This window comes from Prevotella multiformis, from assembly GCF_018127985.1.
Classification (GTDB): Bacteria; Bacteroidota; Bacteroidia; order Bacteroidales; family Bacteroidaceae; genus Prevotella; species Prevotella multiformis.
This window is the reverse complement of the sequence record NZ_CP072357.1, coordinates 217,673-232,118: the sequence shown is the minus strand read 5'-3', so window position 1 is coordinate 232,118 and position 14,446 is coordinate 217,673. Positions and strand designations below refer to the sequence as shown.

Here is a 14,446-nt window from a genome sequence, read left to right as displayed (position 1 = left end):
AAAACCATGCTTATGAAAAACCTACAACGTGACAAGTTTACATTTACCCGGTCACTTCTTCTGCTCATAGAGGAGTGCCCAGCTGAAGAAAAGCTCCCTTTGGTGACAGCTATCATTTGCTATGGACTGAATAGAAGGACAATGGAAAATGTTCATGGGCGCAGTTTTGAGTTGTTTCTACAAGCAAAAGTAGAATTGGATAAGTCGTGGCGTCAGTATGAGAATGGATGCAGTAAGTCTGAAAACCATCATCACGGAGGTGCGCCTCGTGGCAATCGTAATGCTTCGAAAACAATACCGACTCAATACCCAAACAATACCACTTTTCAAGCCTCTGCATACAATAATAAACCTATAGATAAGAAAGAAGAAAAGAAGAAAGAAGATACAGAGTTGTTGGATTTTATAGATGATAGATTTTCATCGCTATTCAAAAAATGGATGCAATATAGGAGAGATATAAACAAACCATTTGTTACTAACAGCTCGTTGAAAAAGTGCTATAACCAGTTGCTCAATTTCAGTAACAATGATCCGAAGAAAGCTGACCAAATAATTGATCGCAGCATTGCTAATGGTTGGATGGGACTGTTCCCTTTACCCAATTATTCTGCAAAAAATCAACATATCAGTGCATCTGAAACAGCCATGAATACTGGCGTTCTCCTAAAAGATAATTCTTTCGATAAATACGATAACGATAAGACATGGTAACTATGAACACCGTAGACTTTAGTGTTGCTGTTGAAAGAATCAGAACGGACAGATACAACCCCAATCCTTCCAAGGTTAGATTTCATATCCCTGATCCAAAAGAAAATCTTCAGAAGGGATTCAACTTTTTTATCCCAGATGCCCAGTACCTTCCCGAATATGATTTGATTGCAGAATGGTTGGGCGATAACAAAGGAAGCGGACTTATCTGTATGGGTAATCTTGGACGTGGCAAGACGGTCATCTGCACCAAGATTATCCCGGTGCTGTTGAACCAATACTGCCGACTGATAGTGAATGTCGTCGATGCACAGGAACTAAACAGCAGTATTGACAACATTCTCCAACGCCATATTATTTGCGTTGATGATATTGGTACCGAGAGCGAATATGTCAAGTACGGCGAGCGGAGGACTCCTTTTGCCGAACTCGTGGATCAAGCAGAGAAGAAAGGCAAACTTTTGATTCTGACGACTAACCTGACGGTTTCAGAATTGGCAAATAAGTATGGCGAGCGGACTATTGACAGGCTCTGAGCCATTACTAAGATAGTACTCTTTAGGGGTGAAAGCCTACGTTCCTGAGATAGTAATTGGTAGTGAATTGCAAGAAGTGGGATTGTCGTACAAATCCCCTCTTGAATTCACTCCCGATGGTCGCAAAGTTATTAAATGGCAAGTGGCATGAGAAAAGAATTTAGAATAGATTTTCGATGCACGGAAGATGAATTCTTTGCTATAAACAGTACTGCAAAGGATTGCGGACTTACCAAGTCCGATTATGTCCGTAAGGTGATACTGGGATTCCGTCCTTGGAAGAGGCTGCCAGAAGAAGAACTCCTTTTGCTTCAGGATATAAAGAAAGCGACTGCGGATCTACAGCATATCCATAATTTCTTTCATCAAGGGAGTTATACGGCCTTGATGAAAGAGCTTCAGGCAATCGTCAACCAACTAAAATCATTGCTTTATGATAGCAACAGGAAGAAGCATTAGTCATGGTCGAGAGAAGGCCAATTATGATGCCAAAAAGATCATCGAAGATGTCAAGGTTGCGACGGAACTGTGCCGACATAATGTATATGGTGGCAATTCGCTTGAAGTGGTCGAAGAGATGAGAGATATTATGCTCAATTATAAGCCGAATATCAAGAAAGGCTACTTCGATTTTGTGATTACGCTTTCAGAAGAAGACGCTGATAAAGTAACGACTTTGGAACAAGGTCAGAAAATTGTGGAAGAGTTTATGAGCCGTATAATGATCCACCAAATTGGACTGCAAGAAATGGAATATAAGCAACTCCAATGGATTGCCTGGCAGCACGACTGTACCGATAACAATAAGAAGTTGAAACATTGGCACATATTGGCTAACCGTGTCTTGCCTAACGGAAAACTTTTGTCGGACTCTTATGTTGGAATGAAAGCAGCTAAAGTTGCCAATGAAATGAGTAGGCAGTATGGGCTCTCCAATGCTATGGAAATCTCCCGAAGGAACAAGAACAAAATCCGTCAGATTGCTTTTGACGCACTCAGAGATTTGCCACATTTTAGTTATGAAGGATTCAAAATAGCAATGGCAGAGCGTGGTGTGGTAATTCGTGATGCATTGAATAGTAAGGGACAGCTACAAGTATTCTATTTCAAAGCTAAATCTGGGACAGAATACAAAGCAAGTGAGATTGACCGTTGCTTCACATTGAAACGGATAAGGAATACTTATCATAGACTTCAACAAAACAAGAATGAGCGCAAAAACTATCAGAATAATTCCCAAGTTTATCTCCAACGACCGAAGGCTGCTGCTGCGAGGTCGGTTCGATTCTCAGGTCTGCCGGTCATTTCAAGTAACAATACAAGAAATGCGGAAAGTGAGGTCGGTGGCTCTTTTGGAAAAAGCTGGGACGACATGACTGATGAAGAAAAGCGACTTGCCTCAAAAGGATTATCGATATAGAAATATCATTTATGAAGAAAAATCAATATGTACCACGGCCAGAGGCAGCAACAAATGTAGCTCCTGTAGGCGAAAAGCGAATGGCTCAGCAGATACAGACCATTCAAAGCCAAATGTGTGAAGCTCTCACTTTGGCCTACAACAAAGGTATTACAGCACTCAATGCAGTAATGGCCAAGGCTCCTAAAACGGTATCGCTGGATAATGTTTCGGCCTCAAAAGTTGATAATGTTCAGATAGCTATAGATAGATTCCCAGACATTGCTCATAAGACTTTTCAGAAGGAAATGGACAAGTTCAAGCAAATCAAGTTATGGATGATTGCAAGTATTGTCATTTTTAATCTCGGTGTCTTTATGTTTGCCATTGGGCTGAATATGATTTGTACGGAGCATTCCAAAATGGAAGCAATGCGGAAAAGTATTGACCGAGAACAAGGGTTTGCCGACTTTGGGCGTTACGTGTTCTACAATACGGGGGGATATTCTGGAAAATGGTACCAACAATTCAAGGCGGTCAATGAGCGAAGGACCGAAACTTGGGAGGAGTCCATGAGAGATTGGATTCACAAGACTCACCATATCAGCGAATGAGCTGTTTGTATTCAAATAGATTTCGATAAATTATTTGTTGCCTGTTATTTCTTTCCATTCAAGTGCTTTATAGAGGGACTTTATAGAGGGTCCACAACAAACGTATTTGGGTGCCGTTTCCTAATTGGTCAATGACCTTTTGGATTTTCACACACCGGGTATAAAAGGTGGGGATAATATTCGGCTATTACTTCTGATGCTTGTCGTTTATTTCCCAATGACCACTATAGCCGCTGCCAATATACTTTATATTTGGTATTTTGGCTATATGGCGTTTTATAGTTTTTGTACTTCTGCTGCTGGAGATTGCAAGTTCTTGGGTAGTTATATTCGGGTTGCTGAGGATTTGTTTCATAATCCAATCATCAAGGTTATTATCTTGAGGGACACCTTGAGGGACACCTTGAGGGACACCTTGCTCTCTGTTTAATACAACAGTATCGCTACATCCTTCGTGAATGGGGATGAAAACATCAATAAAAGTACGGTTGTCATCGGTTGTGATAATGGCACGTGGCGAACCGTTTTCTTTCAGTGCGGTTTGAATGGTGGGAATACCCGTGGAGCGGCCTTCGGTCAAGTCCAGTTCTTTCAGGAAGTCGCCCAGGCGACGATTGCGATATCGTCGGGAACGCAACGACATGCCTTGCTGTATGGCAGCTTGTGATATAGAGCGGTCTGGACCAGGAATGCTCGTTACAGTGATGCCGTTTGGTTCCACTGTAATGGTCACTGGTTCATATTGCGAATAGTCACGGTGATAGAAAGCATTCGTTATTGTTTCCTCAAGAGCAGGCATGGGATAGTTATAGTATCTCAGGCTCTCTGCACGGTCTGGCTGCTTGGCTATATACTCCCTGATAATGGTATTCTTCAGATAGGTCAATGCGCCATTGATCAATTGTGGCACGCTGCCGTGCAGGATATTCTCGCTGAAATTATTGGGATCATTCTCCCTGCCATTCGGGAAAATAACTATCTCTGCCTGTGTGTATGGGAAAATCTTTTCGGGATGCTCGCAAAACATCATTGCCGCCACATTCTTCAGCATACGGTTTTCTGTTGGCCCGTCATAAAGATCCATCTGCTCCAGCGTATTACGCATGGGCTGCTGAAATACACTTTCCTGAAGTCGGCTTCCAACTTTCACCAGATAATCCCGTAGTAGAACCATTGAAAGATTCTCTACTTTAATTTTCGGATTAGGCTGCTCGTCAAAAGGAATATGGCTGGCCAACGCCATCAGTTCATCATGTACTTCGCCCTTAGCTACGATGCTGCTGGAACCACTACGCACATAGTATGTCGGCTTCTTTACCTTTGCCGTGACATTGGCTGGGACAGCATACGGGCGGTTGACTCCAGCCGGTACCCAGATGACAAAGACATCCTTGCCATCCACTTGCTCAAAAGAAGTACGAGGGAGATAATAGGGCGAAATCATGTTATTGTAGGCCACCATATCTTTCTGTATCTTGTCTTGTTGTTCCAATGGTACACCAAATACGGGTCTTTTGGCTAAGCCATTGCTGTCCTGGTCAATACCAACAAGAATATACCCACCGCCCAAATTATCAATATCGTTGGCAAAAGCCGAAATACTGTGATAAATGTCATCAGGATTCCAACCACGCTTGAATTCAATGCGGTTTTCTTCCACTTTCCGCTTGCTCAGCAAGTCTTCTATGTTTACGGGTAAAGCCATGTCTGCTGTTTTATTTGCAAATGTAATCTTTTTATTTGATATTGTTTAGCAGTTAGAGCATTTTTAGCAGGAGGTCTTGTAATTCCGCTTTCGTCATTTGTTTGATGTCGGCTTTTGTTGGTTTATTATCTAAATTTAACAAACGACTGTTATACTCAAACTGCTTGTCAAGCGGATAGGAGGCAAGATACAGGACTGTAACCGACTTTTGGGTAGAATGCCCCATACTTTCAGATATGTATTGCATATCCACTCCCGCATTGCGCATATTGGTGGCGAAGGAGTGTCGGGCCCATGTGCCGGAAATCTTTTCTTCCCATCCCAAGGCGTCCTTGCACAAGATTTGTAGCCTTTTCCGAACGTTCTGGTTTTCTTGCGTAGTACGTCTGCGTATCTCTTCGTCCGTTTTTGCATCTTTCAGAATATCTGGGAACACTAAGGCTCCTTTCTGCGGCGGAGCGGCAATTTCATCCAGAACTTTTTTCAGAGGTTCGATGATGGGAATAATAACCTCCGCTCCTTCTTCGCTTCTTCCTGCAGTTTTCTTTCTGCTGAAACGAAACGCCTTGCCGTTGGTGGAATAATAATAGTCGTCGTATGTCAGCCCAGCTTCATCAACCAAATTGAAGCCATTACAAAGATATTGCACCAGAAAGAGCCCTAATGAATAGTGAACATTTGGAGTGAAGTCGCTAGGCCAACTCTCTGGATATTTCTTTCCAATGAAGGTTTTATACAGTGTTGTCATTTTGTCTACATCCAGAAACTCAGCCCTGCGTGTGTTTCCTTTAGGAATAGATACAAGGTTCATATCCCTACGATTGGAAAATGGATATTCTGTATTGGCAAGATAGCCGAGCTTTACACACTCATTCCAAATAACACGGGCCGAACGTAGATAAATGCCTCGTGTGGTATCTGATATTTTACCAACCAATTCTCCATCTCTATCCTTCACTCCTTCCATCATACCTTCATTCCATCTCTCGATGATGCTTTTGTCGATATGAAAACCTTCTACTGGCTGTTTCCATAGAATTTTCAGAAATGATTTTAGGGCACATTCATAGGATTCTCCTGTCGTAAACCTCCCGTTAGTAGACAGCTCTTTGATTTTTCTTTTCCATACATCAATGAAAGAGGTATTGGCTATCGATTCTTCTCCGGTAATGACAGCTTTGATTTTTTCAAGTGTCAGATTACTTCCTAGATGTTCTATCAATTCTTTGTATTTGTTAAAGACAGAATCAAACTGGAGTTTCTTGCTATATAATTCGGAGCGAACTGATTTTGTATTAAGGTTGCAAATTTTGGAAAATTCCTCAATAGTATATTCTCCTTCGACATAGTGATACCACGACTTTCTGTTGATGGTATAACGCATTGCTACAGGGAGTGTGTTCTTATCCTTTTTAGGGTGACGTTTGTCGAGGATAAGAGAAAAGGTACAGCAGCTATATCGTGCTGTCATGTAAGTGGTGCTAAGGTGGGAATTTTTCATTTATTCATTTTTCTGGTTCTATCTAAAGAGCATGTGTCTCCCACATTTTTATATCCCCAATTATGCCATCCGAACGGAAAATGGGAAAACAATGGGAAAACAAATGCGGTTTGATATGGGATATTTCCTACTATCATTAACTATTGCAAAGTTACTAAATTGCTGATAATCAACAAATATTTGAAAACTAAAAATCATAAAAATAAATTGTACCTGATTCATAATCCGGAGGTCGTGGGTTCGGATCCCACCCCCGCTACGAAAAAGGAGTTACGGATTGTCCGCAACTCCTTTTTGTTTTTACAGATATGCTTTTGGCCATTCATCAATCGGACAGCCTCTCCGAAACTATTCAGACTCAGTAGATTCACTATTCCCTACCCTAATGCCATGATACGCTCCAAGTCGGATTGTTCCCCCACAACCCACAGCACATCCCCGGCCTGCAGACAGCGGGAAGGTGTGACGAGGGTAAGGTTCTTCTGCCCTTCGTCCACCCCCACTACCATACAGTTATACTGATCACGGATACCACTGTCTTTGAGCGTCTTACCGATAAAAGGGCTTTCTCGGGAAAGAGTGAAGCTCCGTAGTTTCATCTCCCGCTTCTCTATCTCTGTGTCTTCCGGCTGCAATTCCTCCTTCATGGCATGGGAAAGCATCGTCAGCTGTTCATCATCACCGATCGTCTGCAACTTGTCACCGGGGAAAAGGATGGTATTGCCATTCGGGATGTTGATACGGTGTGCTCCCCGGAGAATGCTGCTGACGTGTACACCGAAACGGTTGCGGAGCTTCAGGCTGCTGAGCGGTTTCCCTGCCCAGAGAGAGTCCTCCGGCAGTTCAAGATTGGCGATATGAATGTCCCGATCTATCAGATGATCCGCAAAAAGCGGTTTTCTTTTTCCCTGGACCTGTGCCCTGATGTCGCGGCTCCGGAGATTTTCGATGAACAACCGTTCCAGTGTGATGCTACGTTTTTTGAGCCGGCGGGAGAGAAGCATCAGGACCAGTATGCCTACGGCCATGGCTATCATCAGTGCATTCTGGAACCGTGTAAGATAATTGCAGATGTAGAAGATGAAACCGACGGCAATAACAATGCGGGCAAGAATCGTAGCTGTCAGCGGCAGCCGGTTGATGCGCCGGCTCGTCCATAAAGTCTTGAAAGCCTCTGAATGATTCTGCTTCATGACGATGGAACGCAAGAACGGCGAGATGAGAGCCACCGTGAAGAGACCACACACGGCATTGCCCGGCCAGTGGCTGCCTGTCCATTCTAAAGAGAAATGTCTGCATACAGGGAGCACCGTTGAGAACATGACGGCGATGACAGCCGAGGAGAGGATACCGTAGATGATCGTATTGAGCAGCATCTTCCTGCCCAGCTCCTTCCAATGACTGTCGGCGGAGGCGTTTTCACCGGAAGGTTCATTCTGAATATGCGTGAGACGGCGCACCCATTGCCTGGGGAGGTGCTTGACGAGGAGGTCATAACAAGGCTCCGCCGCACGGATCATATACGGCGTGAGGAAAGTGGTAAGGACCGACACGGCTACGACGACCGGATAGAGGAAATCGCTGATGACGTGCAGGGACAGGCCCAATGAAGCGATGATAAAGGCAAACTCGCCCACCTGTGCCATCGAGAATCCGCAGCGCATGGCGTTCTTGAGCGTCTGTCCGCCAAGCAGATAGCCCAAAGTCCCGAATACCGCCTGCCCTGCAAGGATGGTCAGGACGAGCAGAAAGATGGGGACAGCATAGTCTACAAGTACCTTCGGATTGACCAGCATTCCCACAGAGACGAAGAAGATGGCGCCGAAGAGGTTTTTCACGGGATCTACAAGCCGGATAATCTTGTCTGCTTCAACGGTCTCCGCCAGAATGCTTCCCATGACAAAGGCGCCGAAGGCGGCACTGAATCCTACCTGTGTGGAAATGACGGCCATCAGGCAGCAGAACCCCAACGCCACAATCAGCAATGTCTCGCTATTGAGTATCTTGCGGACGGAACGAAGAAAGAGCGGAATGACAAAGAGCCCGACGACAAACCACAGCACAAGGAAGAAGGCGATTTTAAAGATGCTGCCGACCACCTGTGCGCCGTCAGGGCTGGCACCGCTGGCTACCGTACTGAGCATTACCATCATGACGATGGCGAGGATATCCTCCAGGATCAGTACGCTCATGACCGTATTGGCAAAGCCCTTCTGTGTGAGCCCCATATCAGAAAAAGCCTTATAGATAATGGTGGTAGAACTCATGGCGAGCATGCCGCCCAGAAAGATACAGTCCATCTCTTTCCACCCGAAGCTGTAACCGACGACAACACCCAGTGTCATCATACAGAAGAGAATGGTACAGGCCGCAATGACAGGGGCTACTCCCGTCTTGAGAATCTTTTTCACGGAGAAGTCAAGCCCCAATGAGAACAGCAGGAAGATGACCCCGATGTCAGCCCATGTCTGTATATCGGCTTTGTCCACGACACTCATCAGATAGGGCATGTGGGGCGACACGAGAAATCCTGCCACGATATACCCCAGCACCAATGGCTGCCTGAGTTTCTTGAAAACAAGTGTTACGAATCCTGCTACAACGAGTATGAGGGCGAGGTCTTTGACCAGTGAAGGAAGTTCGGACATGAATCGGGGAATTGGGGGAGAGTTAGGGCAGAGTCAGAGGGTACAGGAGGAGTCAAGGAAGACAAAAGAGTTGAGCCAACACCGTGTCCGATGTACTGGCGGGACAAAACTCCTTTAACCTCCTTAACTCCTCTATATCCTCAACTCAATCATTAAACTCGGCTGTCAGCCGGCAGATGTTGACGATGACTTGCATGGCTTTCTCCATGACCTGTACCGAGACAAACTCGTAAGGCCCATGGAAGTTGACTCCGCCGGCGAAGATGTTCGGACAGGGAAGTCCCTTGAACGACAGCTGCGCACCGTCCGTACCGCCGCGGATCGGCTGCACCTTCGGAGCGACATTGGCCTGCTGCATGGCACGGAGCACCAGTTCGACGACGTGCATGTTGGGGTCGATCTTCTCCTTCATGTTGTAGTACTGGTCGTTCAGCTTCAGTTCAACCGTCCCTTTTCCATACTTCTCGTTCATCTTCTTCACGCAGTTCTCCATAAAACGCTTCCGCTCTTCGAAATGGCTGCGGTCATGGTCACGGATGATATAACTGAGCTTTGCCTCTTCACAGCGGCTGTCAATGCCGAGAAGATGGTAGAATCCCTGGTAACCTTCCGTCTGTTCAGGGATTTCCGTCTCCGGAATCATGTCATTGAACTCACAAGCCAGACGGCTGGCATTCACCATCTTTCCCTTGGCATAGCCCGTATGGACACTTACGCCATGAATCAGCACCTTGGCACCTGCCGCATTGAAATTCTCGTATTCAAGTTCTCCCAGGTCACCGCCGTCAATCGTATATCCCCACTCACAGCCGAACTTCTCCACATCGAAGTGATGCGCACCCTTTCCGATCTCTTCATCCGGATTGAAGCCGACCCGGATGTCTCCATGCTTGATTTCATCATGGTCACGGAGGAAGCACATCGCCTGTACAATCTCGGCGATACCTGCCTTGTCGTCAGCCCCCAGCAGTGTCGTCCCGTCAGTGACGATAAGGTCTTCTCCCTTATGGACCAGCAGTTCCGGGAACATCCGCGGAGAACTGACCATATCAGGATTCAACTGTATTTCGCCTCCATCATAGTGTTCGATGATCCGTGCTTTGATATTGGCACCGCTGGCATCAAGCGCAGTGTCATAGTGAGAAATGAACCCGATTGTCGGTACCTTCTTCTTCGTATTGGCGGGGAGCGTGGCATAAATGTAGCCCATCTCGTCCATCTCGACGTCTTTCAGTCCTTCCCGTTCAAGTTCCTCCTTGAGATATTTCGCAAAGACAAGCTGCTTCGGCGTACTGGGAACAGTCTCTGAGTCTTCAGCCGACTGTGTGTCAAACTTGGTGTAGTTGATAAATCTTTCTACTATTTCCATGATGTTACGGATATTTAGTTGTATGCTTGCAAAGATACGATTTAATTCCGAAAAAGCCTAATGATACTACTTTCACAGTCTGTTTTTATGATTTCTTATTAGCAGGAGGGACGGCACGGTCTGTCCACCGGAGCGTCTTTCCACCGTCATCCCCCCACCCGTTTCCTGCCGAAGAACTTGTCCACGGCGACAGCAATGGCTCCGTCGCCTGTCACGTTGCAGGCCGTACCGAAGCTGTCCATGGCGATGTACAGGGCGATCATCAAGGCCTGTGCCTCATCGTTAAAGCCCAGGATGCTCGACAAAGGAGCCAGGGCAGCCATGATGGCACCTCCGGGCACACCCGGGGCGGCCACCATGATAATGGCGAGCATGAGGATAAAATAGGTAAAAAGTCCCAGTCCATGCGGCAGTCCTGTCAGCAGACAGATTGTCAGGGCACACGCCGTAATCTTCATGGCACTGCCGCTGAGGTGGATCGTGGCACAGAGTGGAACGACAAATCCGGCGACTTCCTTGCTTACGCCGTTCTCCTCTGTCTGCTTCAGGGTCACAGGGATGGTCGCCGCCGACGAGCTGGTCCCCAGGGCTGTCAGGTAGGCAGGCAGCATCGTCCACAACATCCGGAAAGGATTTCGCCTTGCGACAGCACCGGCAAGACAGAACTCATAGACGAGGATGAGGACATGCAGCACAAGGATCACGATGATGATCTGCGAGAATACCAGCAGCACCTGCCGTGCCTGTCCGTTGTGCGTCATGTTGAGAAACACGCCGAAGATATAAAGCGGCAGGAGCGGGATGATGGCTCTCTCGATCACTTTCTCTATAACGGTCTTGAACTCATTGAAAAGGCTCTCCATCGTACGCAGACCTCCGTATGCAATGCTCAGGCCGACGATGAACGAGAATACCAGACTGCTCATCACGTCGACCATGGCAGGAATGGTAATGGAGAAATAAGGTGCCAGTTCGGTCGCTTTGTCAATATGCGGTATGCTGCCTCCCGTCGAAGCGATCATAGACGGGAACAGCCATGTACCTGTCCCGTAGGACAGACCGGCAGCCACGATCGTATCGACATAGGCGATGACAACCGTCACAAGCAGCAGTTTCCCGGCCCCCTTCCCGATGCCTGCAATGGCCGGAGTAACCAGCCCGATGATGATCAGCGGAATCATAAAGCCAAGGAACTGGCTGAAGATACTGTTGAAAGTCAGAAACAGCCTTACGGCAGGTGCCGGAAGGTAATAGCCAAGAAACAGTCCGAGAAGTATGGCTATGATGACGCGTGGAAGCAGTCCGATCTTGAATTTCTTTTCCATGCTCTGTCTTTTAAAAATGAATTAGTCGTCTTCGATGCTAATTCGGTAAAACAAAAAAGGATGGACAGTAAAACCATACATCCTTTGTTAACAATCTGTGAATCTGTGCGGGAGGAGAACCCGTCCCCATCCTTTCGTATTAGAGATCCCTTCTAAAAAGAAGTCCCGCCCTTATAGTGACTCCGCAGGGATTCAAACCCTGGACCTTCAGAACCGGAATCTGACACTCTATTCAGCTGAGCTACGGAGCCTGATAACGGTTGCAAAGGTACGGTAAAGTTTGCAGAATACCAAACGAACAGCAAACATTCTTGCTAAAGATTTTGATTCCAACCACAATTTCACCTACAATTTCCCAATAAGCTCCCGCAATCCCTCCGAAAACTCCCACATAATATTTCACCACACAATATACCACCACACACGACATTCCGCTACATAACATACCGCTACACGACATTCTCCACCACATAACATTCTACCACACAACATTCCCACACAAAGTCTTACACACCGATTTCACACCTTCTCCCTCGCAAGGAGCATTGCCGACGAAGATGCCAAAAATGTCAGAAAGACACAAAAAATGACGGTTTCCATATAGTCCTGCAACATTCAGCAGGACATTCTTCGCCAATATGACAATTATTCTATAACTTTGCAGACAATTAAAGAAACAAGCAGACAAACAGAAAGGAATGGTCATGAGCCGATTGATAAAGCCAAAAGGATACAAAGCGGTGCTCGACAAGCACCAAACCGAACAAGGGATAAAGCTGATAAAAGACTTCTTCCAGCAGAATTTAGCTACCGAACTGCGGCTGAGCCGCGTCACGGCACCGCTGTTCGTACAGACCGGTCTGGGCATCAATGACGACCTGAACGGCATCGAGCGGCCGGTTTCCTTCCCCATCAAGGATATGGGAGAGGCACGGGCAGAAGTGGTACACTCGCTGGCGAAATGGAAGCGGCTGACACTGGCCGACTACGAGATACAGCCGGGCTATGGCATTTATACCGACATGAATGCCATCCGTGCCGACGAGGAACTGGACAACCTCCATTCGCTGTACGTGGATCAGTGGGACTGGGAAGCGGTCATTACGGAAAACGACAGGACACGCTGCTATCTGGAACGTGTCGTCCGGCGCATCTATGCAGCCATCCTCCGTACGGAGTTTCTTGCCTGTGAAACCTATCCCGAGCTGGAACCGTTCCTTCCGGAAGAGATACACTTCATCCATGCACAGGAACTGCTGGACAAATATCCTACGATGACCGCCAAGGAACGCGAGGATGCCATAAGCAGAGAATACGGTGCTGTATTCATCGAAGGAATCGGATGCAAGCTAAGCAACGGGGAGAAACATGACGGGCGTGCAGCCGATTACGACGACTGGTCCACCATAGCTGAAGACGGAAAGACGGGGCTGAACGGCGACATCCTTGTCTGGTATCCGGTCCTCGGACATAGCATCGAACTGTCGTCTATGGGCATCCGTGTGGACAGGCAGGCACTGCTCCGCCAGCTGGGTCTTGAAGGACAGAAGGAGCGCAAGCACCTTTTCTTCCATCAGCAGCTGCTTGCCGGCAGGCTGCCGCTGAGTATCGGCGGCGGCATCGGACAGAGCCGCCTCTGCATGATCCTGCTGCACAAAGCACATATCGGAGAGATACAGGCCAGCATCTGGCCGGAAGAGATGCGGAAAGAATGTGAGGAGGTGGGGATGGGATTGATATAAAGCCTCACCCCCAGCCCCTCTCCGAATGGAGAGGGGAGTGAATACCGTGATTCCCCTGAAAAGTAACCGTAGCTTCCATGTATCAATTACCACTACCTTCAACAGTACACCGGTAACCGTGTCCTTTCCCTTCCTAAAGGGACAGTACACTGACAACAGCACCCTTCTCATTTCCAAATTAACAGTACGCCAGCAACCATCTCCTCCCCATTCCCAAATTAACAGTACGCCAGCAACCATCTCCTCCCCATTCACAAATTAACAGTACGCCAGCAACCATCTCCTCTCCATTCACAAATTAACAGTACGCCAGCAACCATCTCCTCCCCATTCCTAAACTAACAGTATACCGGCAGCAGTACTCTTCTCATTTCTAAATTAACAGTACAGCAGCAACCGTTCTCCTGTCATCGGACTGGCAACTGTTCTTTTGCCATCAGACCGGCGGCAATCGTTGTTTTTCCCTGTTTTCCTAATAAAACCTTGAAAACCACAGGTGGTGCATTTCACGGAAAATGTGTAAATACGGTTCACTGCCTGACGATTATACCGCCCTGGGAACCGCCGACCGTACATTTCACCGAAAGTATGTAAATACAATTCAAGACCTGGCGATTATACCGCCTAAAGACAGCAGACAGCGCATTTCACGGAAAATGTGTAAATACGATTCACGGCCTGGCAATTACCCCTCCTAAAGACAGCAGACAGTATATTTCATGGAAAGTATGTAAATACGATTCACAGCCTGGCGATTACCCCTCCTAAAGACAGCAGACAGTATATTTCATGGAAAGTATGTAAATACGATTCACGGCCTGGCGATTACCCCTCCTAAAGACAGCAGACAGCGCATTTCACTCCCCTCTCCATTCGGAGAGGGGCCGGGGGTG

The 14,446-nt window shown here is 46.9% G+C and carries 11 protein-coding genes and 1 tRNA gene; 6 read left to right on the top strand and 6 right to left on the bottom strand.

Translation table 11 applies throughout. The features are described 5' to 3' along the window. Positions 1 to 12 precede the first annotated feature (12 nt). The 5 genes from J4864_RS00850 to J4864_RS00830 all read left to right on the top strand — a co-directional run bounded on the left by J4864_RS00850 (position 13) and on the right by J4864_RS00830 (position 3,263). Positions 13 to 714 carry a phage replication initiator YdaU family protein gene (locus J4864_RS00850; RefSeq protein WP_211814266.1) on the top strand — a complete coding sequence of 234 codons (702 nt, stop codon included), beginning with the start codon at positions 13 to 15 and terminating at the stop codon, positions 712 to 714. Positions 715 to 716: 2 nt separating this feature from the next. Beyond that, entirely contained in the window at positions 717 to 1,250 is a 534-nt protein-coding gene (locus J4864_RS00845; RefSeq protein WP_211814265.1) for an nSTAND3 domain-containing NTPase, read from the top strand. A 147-nt stretch (positions 1,251 to 1,397) separates the two neighbouring features. After that, the gene (locus tag J4864_RS00840; RefSeq protein ID WP_211814264.1) at positions 1,398 to 1,709 is read left to right on the top strand and encodes a plasmid mobilization protein; all 312 of its coding nucleotides are present in this window, start codon (positions 1,398 to 1,400) and stop codon (positions 1,707 to 1,709) included. Beyond that, the gene (locus J4864_RS00835; RefSeq protein ID WP_211814263.1) at positions 1,684 to 2,670 is read left to right on the top strand and encodes a relaxase/mobilization nuclease domain-containing protein; all 987 of its coding nucleotides are present in this window, start codon (positions 1,684 to 1,686) and stop codon (positions 2,668 to 2,670) included. The genes J4864_RS00840 and J4864_RS00835 overlap by 26 nt, the downstream gene beginning before the upstream one ends. Before the next feature lie 11 nt (positions 2,671 to 2,681). Continuing rightward, entirely contained in the window at positions 2,682 to 3,263 is a 582-nt protein-coding gene (locus J4864_RS00830; RefSeq protein ID WP_211814262.1) for a hypothetical protein, read from the top strand. 187 nt (positions 3,264 to 3,450) lie between these two features. On the opposite strand, the gene J4864_RS00825 is transcribed toward J4864_RS00830, so the two are convergent. The 6 genes from J4864_RS00825 to J4864_RS00800 all read right to left on the bottom strand — a co-directional run bounded on the left by J4864_RS00825 (position 3,451) and on the right by J4864_RS00800 (position 12,062). Continuing rightward, the gene (locus tag J4864_RS00825) at positions 3,451 to 4,968 is read right to left on the bottom strand and encodes an AlbA family DNA-binding domain-containing protein (protein WP_211814261.1); all 1,518 of its coding nucleotides are present in this window, start codon (positions 4,966 to 4,968) and stop codon (positions 3,451 to 3,453) included. Between the two features lie 52 nt (positions 4,969 to 5,020). Further along, positions 5,021 to 6,469: a tyrosine-type recombinase/integrase gene (locus J4864_RS00820; RefSeq protein ID WP_246479405.1), complete on the bottom strand. Its 1,449-nt coding sequence runs from the start codon at positions 6,467 to 6,469 to the stop codon at positions 5,021 to 5,023. 377 nt (positions 6,470 to 6,846) lie between these two features. Continuing rightward, a complete protein-coding gene (locus J4864_RS00815) occupies positions 6,847 to 9,117 on the bottom strand; it encodes a cation:proton antiporter (protein WP_211814260.1) in 2,271 nt (756 codons plus the stop codon). Positions 9,118 to 9,262: 145 nt separating this feature from the next. Then, on the bottom strand, positions 9,263 to 10,486 hold the full coding sequence (gene pepT / locus J4864_RS00810) for a peptidase T (protein WP_211814259.1): 1,224 nt from the start codon (positions 10,484 to 10,486) through the stop codon (positions 9,263 to 9,265). 146 nt (positions 10,487 to 10,632) lie between these two features. Then, a complete protein-coding gene (locus J4864_RS00805) occupies positions 10,633 to 11,811 on the bottom strand; it encodes a dicarboxylate/amino acid:cation symporter (RefSeq protein WP_211814258.1) in 1,179 nt (392 codons plus the stop codon). Between the two features lie 177 nt (positions 11,812 to 11,988). Continuing rightward, positions 11,989 to 12,062 (bottom strand) — tRNA-Arg (locus J4864_RS00800). A 453-nt stretch (positions 12,063 to 12,515) separates the two neighbouring features. Between J4864_RS00800 and asnA the strand changes: the two genes are divergently transcribed. Further along, positions 12,516 to 13,553, top strand: a complete 1,038-nt coding sequence (gene asnA, locus J4864_RS00795) for an aspartate--ammonia ligase (protein ID WP_211814257.1) — start codon at positions 12,516 to 12,518, stop codon at positions 13,551 to 13,553. Positions 13,554 to 14,446: the final 893 nt, after the last annotated feature.